The sequence below is a fragment of the Comamonas aquatilis genome (assembly GCF_965139575.1).
Taxonomy (GTDB): Bacteria; Pseudomonadota; Gammaproteobacteria; order Burkholderiales; family Burkholderiaceae_C; genus Comamonas; species Comamonas aquatilis.
The window spans coordinates 157308-174647 of sequence record NZ_CBCSIW010000007.1 but is presented as its reverse complement, the minus strand read 5'-3'; the positions used below and the strand labels follow the sequence as shown (position 1 = coordinate 174647).

Sequence of the window (17340 nt, the reverse complement as noted above, 5' to 3'; positions counted from 1 at the left end):
ATTACATCAAGCCCAGGGCCTGCATCTTCCAGGCCAGCCACAGCTTGCGCAGCGGTGGCAGGCTGATGCGCTGGTGCAGCACCTGAAAGTTCTCGGACTCGATTTCGCGCAGCAGCGTACGGTAAATGCTGGCCATCATCAGGCCGGGCTTTTGCGTGCGGCGGTCGGCTTGCGGCAGCAGGCCCATGGCCTTGTCATACAGCCCGTGTGCGCGCTCGGCCTGAAAGCGCATCAGCGCCGTAAAGCGTTCCGAATACTCGCGCTTGTTGATCTCATGGGCCTTGACGTCGAACTGCTGCAGCTCGCTGATGGGCAGATAGATGCGGCCGCGCATGGCATCTTCGCCCACGTCGCGGATGATGTTGGTCAGCTGAAAGGCCAGACCCAGCGTGTGGGCGTACTCGGTGGTGCGCTCATCGCTCTGGCCGAAGATGCGTGCCGCCACCTCGCCCACGATGCCGGCAACCAGATGGCAGTAGCGCTCCAGACCGGCAAAGTCCAGATAGCGGGTCTGCTCCAGATCCATCTGGCAGCCTTCAATCACGGCCTGCAGATGGCGTTCTTCGATGCCGAAGGTCTTCACATGCGGCATGAGGGCCAGGGTGACGGGATGGGTGGGCTGGCCCGCAAAGGCCTTGTGCACCTCGTTGCGCCACCAGGCCAGCTTGGTGGCAGCCACGCCGGGGTCGGTGACCTCGTCCACCACGTCGTCCACTTCTCGGCAAAAGGCGTAGAACGCGGTAATTGCAGCGCGGCGGTCTTTGGGCAAAAAGAGGAAGGCGTAATAAAAGCTGCTGCCCGAGGCGGCGGCCTTGTCTTGGACGTACTGATCCGGATTCATAGGGGCTGGATTGTCCCACGGCTGCCATGCTGGCCGGAGCGGACACTGAAATGACTGGGTTGATTGCAATCGCGGCAAGCTGTTTTGCAATCAAATTAATAGCTTTATGCGCTTTTCCAATATGGGGATTCGATGAATTTCATTCAAATTTCATGGAAATCCGCAGGCTGTGGCGGGCAAGCCGCTACATCCGGCAGGCTTTCCACAGCATGCTGGGGACATCGGTCTTGCCCACCTTGACGCGCTGACAGAGGTTGCGCCCCTGCATGGCGTCTATCTTGCCCAGAATGCACAAGCCGCCTTGCACCACCAGGCGCAACTCCCAACCCATGCGGCCGGGCAGGCGATGCACCAGGGGTGCACCTTGCTCCATCAGGCTGCGGGACTGGGCGGCCAGTTCTGCCAGCAGGCTGCACACGGCGGGCGTGAGTGCAGAAGCTTCTGGTTTGATAGCGCTGCGCGCAATCTGGTAGCGGGCTAGATCGCTGTTGGTGAGGTAATGGCGGCCGCGTGGCAAATCCTGGCTCAGGTCCTGCCAGAAGTTGATGAGCTGCAAGGCGGTGCAGATGGCATCGCTTTGCTGCAGGGCTTTTTCGTTGTTCACACCGTAAAGATGCAGCAGCAAGCGCCCTATGGGGTTGGCCGAGCGGCGGCAATAGTCCAGCAGCTGTGCGCCATCGGCGTAGTGCGCCTGGTCGGCCGTCATGCGCACATCCTGCTCGAAGGCGCTGAGCAAGTCTGCCAGCAGCGGCTTGGGCAACTGCCAGGTCTGCACTTGGGCGGCCAGCGGCGCAAAGATATGCGGCCAGGCCGTGCGCGCCAGCATGGCGGCTTCGTCCTCGGTGGCCAGGCGCTGCAAATCGCCGCCATAGGCCTGCAGTGCGGCAATGCGCTGCGCGGGGCTGTCCGTGCCTTCATCAGCCAGATCATCGGCCGTGCGCGCAAAGTGGTAGATGGCGGCAATGGGCGCGCGCAGCTGCGGCGGGCACAGCCACGATACCACGGGAAAATTTTCGTAGTGGGTGACCGCTGCCGGCGCAGCACTGGCTGGGATTGTGTCGCGTACTTGATTCACAGGCCGTATTGTGGGGTGGGAAAGTGGATGCCCTGTGCAAGCGGGGCGGTCGGCAGTTCCACATGCTGTTGCAATTGCGGGCTTGCCCAGCCATTTTGTACTTGCAAAGTGCACAATCCCTGCTGCTTTCGGTGTGCGCCGGGCTGCTTGCCGTGTGTTGCGCACCGCTGTTTTCATGAGCCGATCAATACAGAACACCATGGCTTTTACGCACTACTTCCCGTCTGTTTCTTCTGTCTCTCAGGGCAAGTCACCCCGGCAATGGCTGGTGTTGTCGGCCGTGGCTGGCGCTGTATTGCTGTCGGCTTGCTCCAAAAAGGAGACGCCGCCAGAGCCGGTGCGCGCCGTCAAGCTGGTGACCGTGGGGGCTTCGCCCGTGCAGGCGCAGCTGGAGTATTCGGGTGATGTGCGTGCGCGCATCGAATCGCGCCTGGGCTTTCGTGTGGCCGGCAAGATCACCAAGCGCGAAGTGGAGCTGGGCCAGCATGTGAAGGCTGGCCAGGTGCTTGCGCGGCTGGATGCCAAGGATTACCAACTGAGTGCCGATGCGGCCCGCGCACAGCTGGCTTCGGCCACCACGCAGCGCGATCTGGCTGAGGCCAATGCCAGGCGTTTTCGCTCGCTGAGGGCGCAGAACTTCATCAGCGCCGCCGAGATGGAAAGATACGAGGCCAACCTCAAGGCCGCCCAGGCCACGCTGGAGCAGGCCCAGGCCCAGCTGTCGGCCCAATCCAACCAGACCCAGTACACCCAGCTGCTGGCCGATGCGGATGGCGTGGTCACCGCCGTGGAGGCCGAGCCCGGCCAGGTGGTGTCTGCGGGCGCTACCGTGGTGCGCATTGCGCAAGACGGCGCACGCGATGCGGTTTTCAGCGTGCCTGAGGATAAGCGCGCGGCCGTGAAGATAGGCCAGAGCGTGCAGGTCATTCCCTGGGCCGATGAGTCGGGTCGCCTGAGTGCTTTGGTGCGCGAAGTGGCGGCCAGTGCCGACCCCGCCACCCGAACCTATCTGGTGAAGGCGGCTCTGCAGGGCGAGCCCATGCCGGCGCTGGGCTCTACCGTGCGTGTGCGTCCGGCAGGCATGGGCATGGGGCAGGAAGCGGGCGCCAACGCCATCAAGCTGCCGACCACGGCGCTGCGCCAGGAGGGCGGCAACGGCCAGGGCACGGCCGTGTGGGTGTATGACGCGGCCAGCAGCACCGTCAAGCTGCAGCCGGTGAAGGTGCTCACGGCCGATGGCAACGAGGCGGTGATTGGCTCGGGTCTTGCGGCCGGCATGCAGGTGGTTGCCACGGGTGTACATGTGCTGACGCCGGGGCAAAAGGTGACGGTGTACCGGGATAAATACGATAAATCCAAGCCAAACAAGCCTCAAGCCCAATCGGAACAAGCGCAGGAAGCTATCAAAACTGAGGCGGCAGCCGAAGCCAAGCTTGCGGCTGCGGGAGCTGCTCAATGAGTTCGCCACACAAGAAAGCTTCGGGCGACCATTTCAATCTCTCGCGCTGGGCCCTGGACCATGTGGCGCTGACGCGCTACTTCATCGTGGTGTTGATGGTGATGGGCTTTGCGGCCTATTTCCAGCTGGGGCAGGATGAAGATCCGCCCTTCACCTTCCGCGCCATGGTGATTCGCACCTACTGGCCCGGCGCCTCTGCCGAGCAGGTGGCACAGCAGGTGACGGACAAGATAGAGCGCACGCTGCAGGAAGTGCCGTATGCGGACAAGATCAGCAGCTATTCCAAGCCTGGTGAGTCTCAGGTGATCTTCCAGTTGCAGGACACCTCTCCGCCCAAGGAGGTGTCCCAGATCTGGTACACGGTGCGCAAGAAGATCGGCGATATGCGCTACACCTTGCCGCAAGGCGTGCAGGGTCCGTTTTTCAACGACGATTTTGGTGATGTGTACGGCGTGATCTATGCCTTGCAGGCCGATGGCTTCAGCTACGCCGAGCTCAAGACCATGGCCGACGACGTGCGCCAGCAACTGCTGCGCGTGCCCGATGTGGCCAAGGTGGACCAGTTCGGCGTGCAGGACGAGAAGGTTTATGTGGAGCTGTCCCAGCGCGCCACGCAGCTGGGGCTGGACATGCGCCAGGTGATAGATCAGCTCAACCAGCAAAACGCCGTGGCTTCGGCCGGTGTTTTGCGCACCCCCGCTGAAACGATCGTGCTGCGCGTGAACGGCCAGTTTGCCGATATGGAGCAACTGCGCGACATGCCCATACGCGGCCCCAGCGGCGCGCAACTGCGCCTGGGCGATATTGCCGAGATCAAGCGCGGCTACGCCGATCCAGCCAATGTGAAGGTGCGCTTCGAGGGCCAGAACGCCGTGGCCCTGGGCGTGTCCATGGTCAAGGGCGGGGACATCATCGCCTTGGGCAAGGCTTTGACCCAGACCACGGACGGCATCAGCCGGTCTTTGCCGGCAGGCGTCACGCTCAGGAATATGCAGAACCAGCCCAAGGCGGTTGCCGATTCGGTGAACGAATTCGTGCGCGTGCTGATCGAGGCCGTGGTGGTGGTGCTGGCCGTGAGCTTTATCAGCCTGGGCCTGCACCGGCGCGAGGGCCATCAGCCGCTGTGGAAGCGCTGGTACATAGACCCGCGCCCGGGCCTGGTGGTGGGCATCACCATTCCGCTGGTACTGGCCGCCACCTTCCTGGCCATGTGGTACTGGAACATAGGCTTGCACAAGGTCTCGCTGGGCTCGCTCATCATTGCGCTGGGCTTGCTGGTCGATGACGCCATCATTTCGGTGGAGATGATGGTGCGCAAGATGGAAGAGGGCTACGACAAGTACCGCGCCGCCACCTTCGCCTACGAAATCACGGCCAAGCCCATGCTGACGGGCACCTTGATCACGGCGACCGGCTTTTTGCCCATCGGCATGGCCAAGTCCATGACGGGCGAGTACACCTTTGCCATCTTTGCGGTGACGGTGATTGCGCTGGTGCTCAGCTGGTTTGCCTCGGTGTACTTTGTGCCCTATCTGGGTCTGTTGCTGCTCAAGAAGCCACCGCACGCGGCCACGCTGCCGCCCGAGGTGGCGTCTGGCGAAATCTCGGCAGAAGAGGCCGGCATCAACACCGAAGCCAGCGAGCACGATGTATTCGACAGCCCTTTCTACAACCGCTTTCGCCATACGGTGGACTGGTGCGTACAGCACCGCTGGCTGACGATTGGCGCCACGGTGCTGGTGTTCGCGCTGGGGCTGGCGGGCATGGGCAAGGTGCAGCAGCAGTTCTTCCCCGACTCCAGCCGCCCCGAGGTACTGGTGGATATCTGGTTCCCGGAAGGCACGGCGCTTCAAGCCAATCAGGACATCACGCTGCGCGTGGAGGAGCGCTTCATGCAATTGGAGGGCGCGGAGACGGTCAGCGAATGGATTGGCTCGGGTGTGCCGCGCTTTTATCTGCCGCTGGACCAGGTTTTCCCGCAGAACAACGTCTCGCAGTTCATCATCGTGGCCAAGGATTTGAAGGCCCGCGAGGAGATCCGCAAAAAGCTGCCGGCGTTGATGGCCGAGGAGTTCCCCGAGGTGCGGGCCCGCGTCAAGCTGCTGCCCAATGGGCCGCCCGTGCCTTATCCGGTGCAGTTCCGCGTCGTAGGTTCTGACCCGGCCAAGTTGCGCGATTACGCGGACGAGGTGAAGAAGGCCATGATGGCCAACGCGGACATGCGCGGTGTGAACGACAACTGGAACGAGTCCATCAAGGTCATTCGCCTGCAGGTCGATCAGGACAAGGCGCGTGCTCTGGGCGTGACCAGCCAGTCTCTGGCCGAAGCCACCAGCCAGAACTTCAGCGGCATCACGGTGGGTCAGTACCGCGAAGGCGACAAGCTGATCGAGATCGTGATGCGCCCGCCCAAGGCCGAGCGCGATGCCATCACCGATATTGCCAATGTCTATGTCACCACCAGCGCGGGAAAATCCATCCCGTTGACGCAGATTGCCAAGCCCGTCATGGCCTGGGAGCCCGGCGTGATGTGGCGTGAAAAGCGCAATTTCGCCATCACCGTGCAAGGCGATGTGCGCGAAGGTCTGCAGGGCGCAACCGTGACCAATGCCTTGCTGCCCGAGCTGCGCAAGATGGAGGGCAGCTGGCATGCGGCAGGTGACCTGGGGTATCGCATCGAAGTGGCAGGCGCGGTGGAGGAGAGCTCCAAGGGCTCGGGCGCCATCGTGGCCGGCATTCCGGTGCTGCTTTTCCTGACCTTCACCTTGCTGATGCTGCAGCTGCGCAGCGTCAGCCGTTCGTTGCTGGTGTTTGTGACCGGGCCTCTGGGTATTCCCGGCGTGGCGGCGGCCTTGCTGCTGCTAAACCGGCCCTTCGGCTTTGTGGCGCTGCTGGGTGTGGTGGCTTTGATGGGCATGATTCAGCGCAATTCGGTGATTTTGATCGATCAGATCGAGACCGGCCGCGCCAAGGGTGTGCCGGCCTGGGATGCCATCATTGAAGCTGCGGTGCATCGCTTGCGCCCTATCGTGCTGACGGCCGCAGCCGCCGTGCTGGCCATGATTCCGCTGACACGCAGCGTGTTTTGGGGACCCATGGCCGTGGCCATCATGGGCGGGCTGATTGTGGCGACCGTGCTGACGCTGCTGGCGCTGCCTGCCATGTACGCCGCCGTGTTTCGCATCAAGCGTGACACTGCATAGGCCCGTATTCGCAAAAGCCGCAAATTTGCGGCTAGAATCTGCGCCTTGACCCCAGCAAGCGTGGATTCGCGCATTGCTGGACCGCGCGGGTGGCGAAATTGGTAGACGCACCAGGTTTAGGTCCTGACGGTGGCAACACCGTGCCGGTTCGAGTCCGGCTCCGCGCACCAGATTTTTTCAGGCGCCCTGTCCGGGTCACCACCGTATCAAGCCCGTATCCCCTCGCAGGTGCGGGCTTTTTTCTTGTCTGCCCCCTTTGCATACAGGCGTTTGTCAGCCTTCGCGGGCAAACCCTGCATGGCGCTCGCCAAGGGTTGACGGCGCCTCGTTATAATGGTCGGCTTCGCCTGTATCCGTTTTGTGCGGTCCGCTCAAGTGGGATGCTCGCCCGGTGCAATGAGAAATGTGCTTTTTCACTTTTCCAATATTGCCCAGTGCTGGATGCAGGCTATCCGGAAAATCTGAGGTGCCGCATGCCGCAAGACGTGCGCGCACCGTGACTTTGCGCAATACGGTGCAGGTTGCAGGCGCAGCCCGCACGGTCCACATCCCTCATAGGAAAAATCATGGCCGTTAACGTTGAAACTCTTGAAAAGCTCGAGCGCAAGATCACGCTGAGCGTGCCCCTGTCCGCTATCCAGTCCGAAGTCGAGACTCGCCTGAAGAAGGTTGCTCGCACTGTGAAGATGGACGGCTTCCGTCCCGGCAAGGTGCCCATGAATGTGGTGGCCCAGCGTTATGGCTACTCCGTGCAATACGAAGTGCTCAATGACAAAGTGGGTGAAGCCTTTGCCCAGGCCGTGAACGAAGCCGAACTGCGCGTTGCCGGTCAGCCCAAGATCACCGAGAAGGAAGGCGCTGCCGAAGGCGAAGCCCAATTCGAAGCCGTGTTCGAAGTGATGCCCGAAGTCAAGATCGGCGATCTGACTACGGCTGAAGTGGAAAAGCTGTCCACCGAAGTGGACGACGCTGCCATCGACAAGACCATCGACATCCTGCGCAAGCAACGTCGCACTTTCACCGAGCGCGCTGCTGGCGAAGCTGCTGTGGACGGCGACCGCGTGACCGTGGACTTCGAAGGCAAGATCGACGGCGAGACTTTCTCCGGCGGCAAGGCTGAAGACTTCCAGTTCCTGGTTGGCGAAGGCCAGATGCTCAAGGAATTCGAAGATGCAACCCGCGGCATGAAGGCTGGCGAGTCCAAGACTTTCCCCCTGGCTTTCCCCGCTGACTACCATGGCGCCGATGTGGCCGGCAAGACTGCCGACTTCCTGGTGACCGTGAAGAAGGTGGAAGTTGCCAACCTGCCCGAAGTGAACGAAGAGTTCGTGAAGACTCTGGGCGTTGAAGGCGGTTCCGTGGAAGCGCTGCGCGCCGACATCAAGAAGAACCTGGAGCGCGAAGTCAAGTTCCGCGTGCAAGGTCGCAACAAGCAAGCCGTGATGGACGCTCTGGTGTCCAAGGCTGAGCTGGACCTGCCCAAGGCTTCCGTGCAAGCCGAAGTGGCCCGTCTGATGGAAGGTGCCCGCGCCGAGCTGGAACAGCGTGGCATCAAGGACGCAGCCAAGGCTGAAATCCCTGAAGACATCTTCCTGCCTCAAGCCGAGCGCCGCGTGCGCCTGGGTCTGGTGGTGGCCGAGCTGGTCAAGTCCAACAATCTGCAAGCAACCGCTGACCAGATCAAGGCCCATGTGGACGAGCTGGCTTCCAGCTACGAAAAGCCCGAAGACGTGGCCCGCTGGTACTTCAGCGACCGCAACCGTCTGGCCGAAGTTGAAGCCGTTGTGATCGAAAACAACGTGACCGAATTCGTGCTGGGTCAGGCCAAGGTCAGCGACAAGGCTGTGTCCTTTGACGAACTGATGGGCCAGGCCTGATAGCTTGACCTTTTATCGACCCGGCCGGCAAAGACGGCGGGTGTCGATGAGTTGAAAAGGCGGGGCTTGTGCTTTTGCGCACAGGCCCCATTTTCTTTTCAGAATGCGGCTACAGTAGGCGCATAGCACTGGAGAAAACATGAGCGCATTGGATACATTGGGTTTGGGCATGGTGCCCATGGTCATTGAACAGTCGGGTCGCGGTGAGCGCTCCTATGACATTTATTCACGCTTGCTCAAGGAGCGCGTGATTTTCCTGGTGGGTGAGGTCAACGACCAGACTGCCAACCTCGTGGTGGCTCAGCTGCTGTTTTTGGAAAGCGAAAATCCTGACAAGGACATTTCGTTCTACATCAACTCTCCGGGCGGAAGCGTGACGGCTGGCATGGCGATCTATGACACCATGAACTTCATCAAGCCGGATGTCTCGACACTGTGCACAGGCATGGCTGCCAGCATGGGTGCTTTCCTGCTGTCTGCAGGCACCAAGGGTAAGCGTTATGCTCTGCCTAATGCTCAGGTCATGATTCACCAGCCTTTGGGCGGTGCGCGTGGTCAGGCCACCGAGATCGAAATTCATGCCCGCGAGATCCTCAAGACGCGCGAACGCCTGAACCGGATCCTGGCGGAACGCACCGGTCAGCCGCTGGAAAAAGTCCAGCATGACACCGATCGTGACTATTTCCTCACGGCCGATGAGGCCAAGGAATATGGTCTCGTGGATCAGGTGATCAGCAAGCGTTCTTGAAATATGTAGCGCCGGGCCCTGTGCTACTTTGGTTCACAGGGCATTGCCCTTCATACCCGCATGGGCCCGCTGGCGGCGTTTATCCTTGACGGGAAACGCCGCCTTCGCTTTGGTTATCATTTATTTTCGTTTTTTCGTAACGAGGCACAGCCCCCATGGCCGATAAAAAAGGCTCTTCCACCGAAAAGAATTTGTATTGCACCTTCTGTGGCAAAAGCCAGCATGAGGTCAAGAAGCTGATTGCCGGCCCGTCCGTCTTCATCTGCGACGAATGCATAGACTTGTGCAATGAGATCATTCGCGACGAGCAGCCTGCTGCGGATGCCAAGGAAGCTCGCAACGATCTGCCCACGCCTTCCGATATCAAGACCAATCTGGACAGCTATGTGATTGGCCAGGAGCAGGCCAAGCGTACTCTGGCCGTGGCGGTGTACAACCACTACAAGCGCCTGCGTTACAAGGACAAGGCGGGCAAGGATGAGGTGGAGCTGTCCAAGAGCAATATCTTGCTGATCGGCCCTACAGGCTCGGGCAAGACCTTGCTGGCCCAGACGCTGGCGCGCCAGCTCAATGTGCCGTTCGTGATGGCTGATGCCACGACACTGACCGAAGCCGGTTATGTGGGCGAGGACGTAGAGAACATCATTCAAAAGCTGCTGCAAAGCTGCGAGTACGACGTGGAACGCGCCCAGCGCGGCATTGTCTACATTGACGAAATCGACAAGATTTCGCGTAAGTCTGACAACCCCAGCATCACCCGCGACGTATCGGGTGAGGGTGTGCAACAGGCTCTGCTCAAGCTGATTGAAGGCACCATGGCCAGCATTCCACCTCAAGGTGGACGCAAGCATCCCAATCAGGATTTTCTGCAGATCGACACGACCAACATCCTGTTTATCTGCGGCGGTGCGTTTGCGGGTCTGGAAAAAGTGATCGAGAACCGTACCGAAGCTTCGGGCATCGGTTTTGGCGCCTCCGTCAAGAGCAAGAAACAGCGCTCCATCTCTGAAGTGTTCCAGGAAATCGAGCCTGAAGATCTGATCAAGTTCGGCATCATTCCCGAACTGGTCGGTCGCATGCCTGTGGTGACGGCTCTGGCGGAGCTGAGCGAAGACGCGCTGGTGCAGATCCTGACCGAGCCCAAGAACGCTCTGGTCAAGCAATACAGCAAGCTGCTGGCCATGGAAGGCGTGGAGCTGGAAATTCGCCCCACGGCCCTCAAAGCCATCGCCCGCAAGGCTCTGGCCCGCAAGACGGGTGCTCGGGGTCTGCGCTCCATTCTGGAGCAGGCGCTGATCGGCACCATGTTCGAGCTGCCCACTGCCGAAAACGTGGAAAAAGTGGTGGTGGACGAGTCCACCATCGAAGACGGTAAAACCCCGCTGCTGGTTTACCGCGAGGCGGCCAAAAAGGCCTGATACTGTGAGTGCGAGGCGGCCGGTGGCCGCTTCCCGCAGGCCTGAAAGGCAGCACTCCCCGGGGCCGGGAAAACATTTGTGGCCCCGGGGTTGAAATACACCGGTAAGCGGACCATCTTCCGCTGAGAAACCGAGGAAACCTATGCCAGGACAAACCCCTTTGCCTTCCACACCGCTAGACCTGCCACTGTTGCCATTGCGCGATGTGGTGGTGTTCCCGCACATGGTGATCCCCTTGTTCGTGGGCCGCGCCAAGAGCATCAAGGCTTTGGAATTGGCCATGGAAGGCGACCGCCGCATCATGCTGGTGGCGCAGAAAACGGCCTCCAAGGACGAGCCGGCCGCGGAAGACATGTTTGATGTGGGTTGCGTCTCCACCATCTTGCAAATGCTCAAGCTGCCTGACGGTACGGTGAAGGTGCTGGTCGAAGGCCAGCAGCGCGCCCTGGTCAAGCAGGTCAACGACGAGGAAACGCATTTCACCTCTTCTGTGACGCCCGTGGAGCCTGAAGAAGGCGTTCATGAGCACAGCGAGATCGAGGCACTGCGCCGCGCCGTGACCCAGCAGTTTGACCAGTACGTCAAGCTCAACAAGAAAATTCCTCAGGAAATTCTGACCTCGATTGCCAGCATTGACGATGCCGGCCGACTCGCGGATACGATTGCTGCCCACCTGCCTCTCAAACTGGAAAGCAAGCAGGCAGTGCTCGATCTGGTGGATATCAAGGAGCGGCTGGAGAACCTGTTTGAGCAGCTTGATCGTGAGGTCGACATCCTCAATGTGGACAAGCGCATCCGTGGTCGCGTCAAGCGTCAGATGGAGAAAAACCAGCGCGATTTCTATCTGAACGAGCAAGTCAAAGCGATTCAGAAGGAGCTGGGCGAGGGCGAGGAAGGCGCTGACATCGAGGAGATCGAGAAAAAGATCAAGTCGGCCAGAATGCCTGCGGAGGCCCGTAAGAAGGCCGAGGCCGAGCTCAAGAAGCTCAAGCTGATGTCGCCCATGTCGGCGGAAGCCACCGTGGTGCGCAACTACATCGAGGTGTTGACGGGCTTGCCCTGGAGCAAGAAGACCAAGATCAAGCACGATCTGGCCAATGCTGAGGAAGTACTCAACGAAGATCACTTTGGCCTGGAAAAAGTCAAGGACCGCATTCTTGAATATCTTGCAGTGCAACAGCGCGTGGACAAGGTCAAGGCGCCTATCCTGTGCCTGGTAGGCCCTCCTGGTGTGGGCAAGACTTCGCTGGGGCAATCCATTGCCAAGGCCACAGGGCGCAAATACGTGCGCATGGCTTTGGGTGGCATGCGCGACGAAGCTGAAATTCGCGGGCACCGTCGCACCTATATCGGCGCCATGCCGGGCAAGGTGTTGCAGAGCCTGGAGAAGGTAGGCACGCGCAATCCGCTGTTCCTGCTGGACGAAATCGACAAGCTGGGTATGGATTTCCGTGGTGATCCGTCGAGCGCCTTGCTCGAAGTTCTGGATCCCGAGCAAAACCATACCTTCGGCGATCATTACGTGGAGGTCGATTTCGATCTGTCGGACGTGATGTTTGTGGCGACCTCCAACTCCATGAACATTCCATCGGCCCTGCTGGATCGCATGGAAGTGATTCGTCTCTCGGGCTATACCGAAGATGAAAAGACGAATATCGCCATCCGCTATCTGTTGCCCAAGCAGATCACCAACAACGGTGTGAAGGAGGGTGAGCTGGATGTGACGGAGTCTGCGATTCGTGACATCGTGCGTTACTACACCCGCGAAGCAGGTGTGCGTTCGCTTGAGCGTGAACTCTCCAAGATCTGCCGCAAGGTGGTCAAGGGTCTGCAACTGGGCAAGCTGCAGCCCAAGGTGGTCGTATCGGATGCGAATCTGGACGAATACCTTGGCGTGCGCAAGTTCAGCTATGGCCGCGCCGAGCACAACAACCAGGTGGGCCAGGTGGTCGGTCTGGCGTGGACCGAAGTGGGTGGCGATCTGCTGACCATCGAGGCTGCGACCATGCCCGGCAAGGGCGTGATCACCCGCACCGGTTCTCTGGGCGATGTGATGAAGGAATCGGTCGAGGCTGCTCGTACCGTGGTGCGCAGCCGCTCGCGCATGCTGGGCATCAAGGATGAGGCTTTCGAGAAGCGAGACATCCACGTCCACGTGCCGGATGGAGCAACGCCCAAGGACGGCCCCAGCGCCGGTGCCGCCATGACCACGGCTTTTGTCTCTGCGCTGACGGGTATCCCCGTGCGCTCCGACGTGGCCATGACGGGTGAAATCACCTTGCGCGGCGAAGTCACTGCCATTGGCGGTCTCAAGGAAAAGCTGCTGGCGGCTCTGCGTGGTGGCATCAAGACCGTGCTGATCCCTGAAGAGAACGCCAAGGACCTGCAGGAAATTCCGGATAACGTGAAAAGCGCTCTGGAGATCGTGCCGGTGAAGTGGATCGATCAGGTGCTGAAGGTGGCTTTGGAGCGTCTTCCCGAGCCATTGACTGAGGAGGCGGTGCCCGCTGTGGCTGCTGCCGAAGCCAAGCCCGCCGGAGCTGCTATCAAGCATTGAAGGTGTTTTTATGAAAAATGTGGCGTTTTTCCTGAGTGCTCTCAGAACTGCGCTACAATTCGATCCATCGCAGCAAACAACGTTGTACAATGTTGGGCTTCGGTAGATATGCGGGAATAGCTCAGTTGGTAGAGCGATACCTTGCCAAGGTATAGGTCGACGGTTCGAACCCGTTTTCCCGCTCCAGGTTTTCAGGATCTGTAGCAATGCAGATCCGGCACAAGANGCGAAAGCTTTTTGTATTGCGGGAATAGCTCAGTTGGTAGAGCGATACCTTGCCAAGGTATAGGTCGACGGTTCGAACCCGTTTTCCCGCTCCAGGTTTTTTGTGATGACGGCGCGATAGCAAAGCGGTTATGCCCCGGATTGCAAATCCGGTTAGACCAGTTCGACTCTGGTTCGCGCCTCCAAAACAAGCCAGAACTCTTATGAGTTCTGGCTTTTTTCATTTCTGCATTGTTCTTTTGCAGAGTCTTCTTGTTGCGAGTTCATGCGTGGGACCTGTGGCTGAAAACACATGCAGTGACAGATCTCTTTGCTTAGTCTTATTGGACGATGGGCATTCCTGCGTCTTTTCCTAAGCTGTCTCCATGCGTCGATCGCAAATCAACAAGGAGACATGTATGCGTTTAGCTGGGAAAGTGGCCGTAGTCACAGGTGCAGGTCAAGGCATGGGCCGCGCAATTGCCCAACGTTTCGCTGACGAAGGTGCCACCGTGGTGGCGGTGGACCTGAACGAAGAGGCGGCAAAGCAGACGCTGGACGGCAAGAGCGGCAAGCATGCCGCCCGTTCTGTGAATGTGGCCGACAGCAGCGCAGTCGAAAAGCTGTTCACCGAGATTAAAAAGGATTTTGGGCAGGTGGACGTGCTGGTGAACAACGCCGGTGTGGGCTCGGTAGACCAGTTTGTCGACATTCCTGATGAAACCTGGGCTCGTGTGATCGGCGTGAACCTCAACGGCGCTTTTTACTGCGCCCGCCAGGCCGTGAAGCTGATGCAGGAAACCCAAACCGGCGGCACCATCGTCAACATCTCCAGCACTTCGGCCATCAGCGGCGATGGCCCTGCGCACTACTGCGCATCCAAGGCAGCGCTGATGGGCTTGACGCGCGGCATGGCCAAGGAGCTGGCTCCCAAGGGTATCCGCGTGAACACGCTGGTTCCAGGCCCCACCAACACACCCATGATGCAAGGCATTCCTCAGGAATGGGCCGATGCCATCATCGCCGGCGTTCCCATGGGCCGCATGGCCGAGCCAGACGATATCGCCAAAGTCGCAGTGTTCCTGGCCAGCGATGACAGCAGCTTTGTGACCGGTCAGAACGTGGCGGTCAACGGCGGCAGCGCCTTCCTGTAAGGAGAGATGAAGATGAGCAAGCGTCTGGAAGGTAAGGTAGCTTTTGTAACGGGTGGCGGCTCCGGTATCGGTGCTGCAACCGCCGAGCGTTTCGCACAAGAGGGGGCAACCGTGGTGATCTGCGGTCGCCGCCAAGAACCGCTTGATGCTGTTGTGGTCAAGATCAAGGCGGCTGGCGGTAAGGCTGAGGCCGTGGTCGCCGATGTGGGTCAGGAAGCTCAGATCGTGGGCGCACTGGAGCAGGCCGCCAGGAATCACGGCGGTCTGGACATTCTGGTGAACAACGCCATGGCCTATACCTGGGGTGCTATCGACTCCATGACGACTCAGGACTGGCAAGCCAACTTCGGTACGTCCGTGGACGGTACTTTCTGGGGTACGCGCACGGCATTGAAGCTGATGAAGGCCAAGGGCGGCTCCATCGTCAATCTGAGCTCCATCTGCGGCACGCTGGGCACGCCGTATATGTCCGGCTACTCGGCGGCCAAGGCTGCGGTCATCAATTTCTCGCGTGCTGCGGCCGCTGAGGGCGCGCCCGCCGGCGTGCGTGTGAACGTGGTGATTCCTGCCGTGGTGGAGACACCAGCAACGGCGGGCATGCTGGCCGATGACGCATCGCGCAAGACCACCGAAAAGCTCATTCCCATGGGCCGTGTGGGTCAGTCCTATGAGCTGGCCAATGCCATCTTGTTCCTGGCCAGCGATGAAGCCAGCTATGTGACGGGTGCTGCACTGCCCGTGGATGGCGGTCGCTCTGCCGTTCTGGTGACTGCGCTGTAAGAGGATGGCCGAGATGAGTGAATCCGTGAATCAATGGCCAAACACGCTGGACGAGCGCATCGACCGTCTGGAGTCGCTGGATGCCATCCGCCAGCTGGCGGGTAAATATTCTTTGTCGCTGGACATGCGCGACATGGAGGCTCACGTCAATCTGTTTGCGCCCGATATACGGGTGGGCAAGGAAAAAGTGGGGCGCGCGCACTTCATGGCCTGGCAGGACAGCACGCTGCGTGACCAGTTCACGGGCACCTCCCATCACCTGGGCCAGCACATCATCGAGTTTGTGGACAAGGACCATGCCACGGGCGTCGTCTACTCCAAGAACGAGCATGAGTGCGGTGCCGAGTGGGTCATCATGCAGATGCTGTACTGGGATGACTATGAGCGCATGGATGGTCAGTGGTTCTTCCGCCGCCGCCTGCCTTGCTACTGGTATGCCACCGATCTGAACAAGCCGCCCATAGGCGACATGAAGATGCGCTGGCCAGGTCGCGAGCCTTATCACGGCGCTTTCCACGATCTGTTTCCCAGCTGGAAGGAGTTCTGGGCGAATCGTCCGGACAAGGATGTCCTGCCCCAGGTGGCAGCTCCCGCGCCGCTGGAACAGTTTCTCAAGACCATGCGCCGCGATACCCCCGCACCGCGCATGCGTGTTCGCTAAGCAAAGTTAGGAGTGCGGATGAGTACCACACTGTTTACACCCATCATGCTGGGCAAGATTGCGCTGCAAAACCGTATCGTTATGGCGCCCATGACGCGCAACCGCGCAACTCCGGACGGCGTGCCTACGGAAGCCATGGCTAAGCACTACGGTGCGCGCGGCGATGCGGGTCTGATCGTGGCGGAAGGCACCTGGCCTGAAGTCATCGGCCAGGCTTACTGCCGCCAGCCCGGCATTGAAACGGCAGCACAGGTACAGGCCTGGCGTCGTGTGACGGATGCGGTGCATGGGCGCGGCGGCTCCATCGTGTTGCAGGTCATGCATTCCGGCCGTATTGGCAGCAGCCATATCAAGCCCCAAGGAGTGCGTACCGTATCGGCTTCGGCACTCAAGGCCCAGGGCCAGGTCTGGACCGATGCGGCAGGCATGCAGGACTATGAAGTTCCCCATGCGCTGACGACCGAGGAAGTACGCCAGGCGGTCGCCGAGCATGCGGCTGCAGCCAAGCGCGCCATGGATGCCGGCTTTGATGGCGTGGAATTGCACGGCACCAGCGGCTATCTGTGCATGCAGTTCCTGAGTTCCGCGACGAATCAGCGCACCGACGAGTACGGCGGCAATGCCGCCAGTCGCTCCCGTTTCGCTGTTGAGTGCCTGGCCGCAATGGCCGAGGTCATCGGTGTGGACCGCGTGGGTTTGCGCCTGAATCCTGGCAATACCTTTAACGACACCTCGGACGAAAACTCGGCCGCCACGCATGGCGAATTGATGCGCCAGTCCGCCAAGCTGGGCATTGCCTACCTGCATGTGATGCGTGCGGTGTTTGACCCGAGCATTGATGCCTTCCAGCTGGCACGCGAGAATTTTGGCCAGAACCTGATTCTCAACGACGGCTTTGATGCCCAGAGCGCGCAAGCGGCGCTCGATGCTGGCCAGGGGCAGGCGGTGTCTTTTGCCCGCCATTTCATAGGCAATCCCGATCTGGTGCAGCGCATGCGCCAGGGTCTGCCGCTGGCCAGGTTTGATCGCAAGACGCTCTACACCGCAGGTGATGAGGGTTACAACGACTATGCATCGGCCGCCGAGATGCAGGCCGCCTGAAGACCGACAGGAACCATCGCCGTCAAGTTCAGTTACTTCAACGAGTTCATCGTGTTGCGCCGCATCTCCTTCGGGAGTGCGGCGTTTTTTTTTCATTGACTTGAAAACAGTGTTGAACGGCAAACCAGCGGCGGTGCCTCAAGTGGCTGATGTTTCAACAGGGTAACTACCAGTGCTCCTTGTGAATAAAGCGTGTGGTGCTATTAATTTAGTTGCAGAAAGTGGAATTTCGTTAGTCTCAACGGACGATGTTTCTGGTGCT

Annotated in this window: 12 protein-coding genes and 4 tRNA genes; 14 read left to right on the top strand and 2 right to left on the bottom strand. The window is 59.9% G+C overall.

The window, feature by feature from the left end:
- Position 1: 1 nt before the first annotated feature.
- Both hpnD and hpnC read right to left on the bottom strand, forming a co-directional pair.
- On the bottom strand, positions 2–841 hold the full coding sequence (gene hpnD / locus ACNAZA_RS11475) for a presqualene diphosphate synthase HpnD (RefSeq protein ID WP_120966782.1): 840 nt from the start codon (positions 839–841) through the stop codon (positions 2–4).
- Between the two features lie 184 nt (positions 842–1025).
- Positions 1026–1916 carry a squalene synthase HpnC gene (gene hpnC / locus ACNAZA_RS11470; protein WP_415796698.1) on the bottom strand — a complete coding sequence of 297 codons (891 nt, stop codon included), beginning with the start codon at positions 1914–1916 and terminating at the stop codon, positions 1026–1028.
- A gap of 199 nt (positions 1917–2115) precedes the next feature.
- On the opposite strand from hpnC, the gene ACNAZA_RS11465 reads away from it, so the two are divergent.
- The 14 genes from ACNAZA_RS11465 to ACNAZA_RS11400 all read left to right on the top strand — a co-directional run bounded on the left by ACNAZA_RS11465 (position 2116) and on the right by ACNAZA_RS11400 (position 17078).
- Positions 2116–3375 carry an efflux RND transporter periplasmic adaptor subunit gene (locus ACNAZA_RS11465; RefSeq protein ID WP_415796697.1) on the top strand — a complete coding sequence of 420 codons (1260 nt, stop codon included), beginning with the start codon at positions 2116–2118 and terminating at the stop codon, positions 3373–3375.
- Positions 3372–6578, top strand: coding sequence for an efflux RND transporter permease subunit (locus ACNAZA_RS11460; RefSeq protein ID WP_415796696.1), 3207 nt, complete (start codon positions 3372–3374; stop codon positions 6576–6578). The genes ACNAZA_RS11465 and ACNAZA_RS11460 overlap by 4 nt, the downstream gene beginning before the upstream one ends.
- 83 nt (positions 6579–6661) lie before the next feature.
- A tRNA-Leu gene (locus tag ACNAZA_RS11455) sits at positions 6662–6748 on the top strand.
- Positions 6749–7144: 396 nt separating this feature from the next.
- On the top strand, positions 7145–8455 hold the full coding sequence (gene tig / locus ACNAZA_RS11450; protein WP_415796695.1) for a trigger factor: 1311 nt from the start codon (positions 7145–7147) through the stop codon (positions 8453–8455).
- A gap of 139 nt (positions 8456–8594) precedes the next feature.
- The gene (gene clpP / locus ACNAZA_RS11445; RefSeq protein WP_415796694.1) at positions 8595–9203 is read left to right on the top strand and encodes an ATP-dependent Clp endopeptidase proteolytic subunit ClpP; all 609 of its coding nucleotides are present in this window, start codon (positions 8595–8597) and stop codon (positions 9201–9203) included.
- A gap of 155 nt (positions 9204–9358) precedes the next feature.
- On the top strand, positions 9359–10621 hold the full coding sequence (clpX, locus tag ACNAZA_RS11440; protein ID WP_415796693.1) for an ATP-dependent Clp protease ATP-binding subunit ClpX: 1263 nt from the start codon (positions 9359–9361) through the stop codon (positions 10619–10621).
- 142 nt (positions 10622–10763) lie between these two features.
- Entirely contained in the window at positions 10764–13178 is a 2415-nt protein-coding gene (gene lon / locus ACNAZA_RS11435; RefSeq protein WP_415796691.1) for an endopeptidase La, read from the top strand.
- A gap of 110 nt (positions 13179–13288) precedes the next feature.
- A tRNA-Gly gene (locus ACNAZA_RS11430) sits at positions 13289–13364 on the top strand.
- Positions 13365–13422: 58 nt separating this feature from the next.
- Positions 13423–13498, top strand: a tRNA-Gly gene (locus tag ACNAZA_RS11425).
- A 16-nt stretch (positions 13499–13514) separates the two neighbouring features.
- Positions 13515–13588: transfer RNA gene (locus tag ACNAZA_RS11420), tRNA-Cys, on the top strand.
- A 213-nt stretch (positions 13589–13801) separates the two neighbouring features.
- Positions 13802–14536 carry an SDR family NAD(P)-dependent oxidoreductase gene (locus ACNAZA_RS11415; RefSeq protein ID WP_415796690.1) on the top strand — a complete coding sequence of 245 codons (735 nt, stop codon included), beginning with the start codon at positions 13802–13804 and terminating at the stop codon, positions 14534–14536.
- Positions 14537–14548: 12 nt separating this feature from the next.
- On the top strand, positions 14549–15316 hold the full coding sequence (locus tag ACNAZA_RS11410; RefSeq protein ID WP_415796689.1) for an SDR family NAD(P)-dependent oxidoreductase: 768 nt from the start codon (positions 14549–14551) through the stop codon (positions 15314–15316).
- A 13-nt stretch (positions 15317–15329) separates the two neighbouring features.
- A complete protein-coding gene (locus tag ACNAZA_RS11405) occupies positions 15330–15977 on the top strand; it encodes a nuclear transport factor 2 family protein (protein ID WP_415796688.1) in 648 nt (215 codons plus the stop codon).
- 18 nt (positions 15978–15995) lie between these two features.
- Complete coding sequence (locus ACNAZA_RS11400; RefSeq protein ID WP_415796687.1) at positions 15996–17078, top strand: alkene reductase; 1083 nt, start codon at positions 15996–15998, stop codon at positions 17076–17078.
- Positions 17079–17340 lie beyond the last annotated feature (262 nt).

Coding starts and splice junctions, on each gene's coding strand:
- hpnD (WP_120966782.1), bottom strand. CDS start 841: ATGAATCCGGATCAGTACGTCCAAGACAAGGCCGCCGCCTCGGGCAGC.
- ACNAZA_RS11465 (WP_415796697.1), top strand. CDS start 2,116: ATGGCTTTTACGCACTACTTCCCGTCTGTTTCTTCTGTCTCTCAGGGC.
- ACNAZA_RS11460 (WP_415796696.1), top strand. CDS start 3,372: ATGAGTTCGCCACACAAGAAAGCTTCGGGCGACCATTTCAATCTCTCG.
- tig (WP_415796695.1), top strand. CDS start 7,145: ATGGCCGTTAACGTTGAAACTCTTGAAAAGCTCGAGCGCAAGATCACG.
- clpP (WP_415796694.1), top strand. CDS start 8,595: ATGAGCGCATTGGATACATTGGGTTTGGGCATGGTGCCCATGGTCATT.
- clpX (WP_415796693.1), top strand. CDS start 9,359: ATGGCCGATAAAAAAGGCTCTTCCACCGAAAAGAATTTGTATTGCACC.
- lon (WP_415796691.1), top strand. CDS start 10,764: ATGCCAGGACAAACCCCTTTGCCTTCCACACCGCTAGACCTGCCACTG.
- ACNAZA_RS11415 (WP_415796690.1), top strand. CDS start 13,802: ATGCGTTTAGCTGGGAAAGTGGCCGTAGTCACAGGTGCAGGTCAAGGC.
- ACNAZA_RS11410 (WP_415796689.1), top strand. CDS start 14,549: ATGAGCAAGCGTCTGGAAGGTAAGGTAGCTTTTGTAACGGGTGGCGGC.
- ACNAZA_RS11405 (WP_415796688.1), top strand. CDS start 15,330: ATGAGTGAATCCGTGAATCAATGGCCAAACACGCTGGACGAGCGCATC.
- ACNAZA_RS11400 (WP_415796687.1), top strand. CDS start 15,996: ATGAGTACCACACTGTTTACACCCATCATGCTGGGCAAGATTGCGCTG.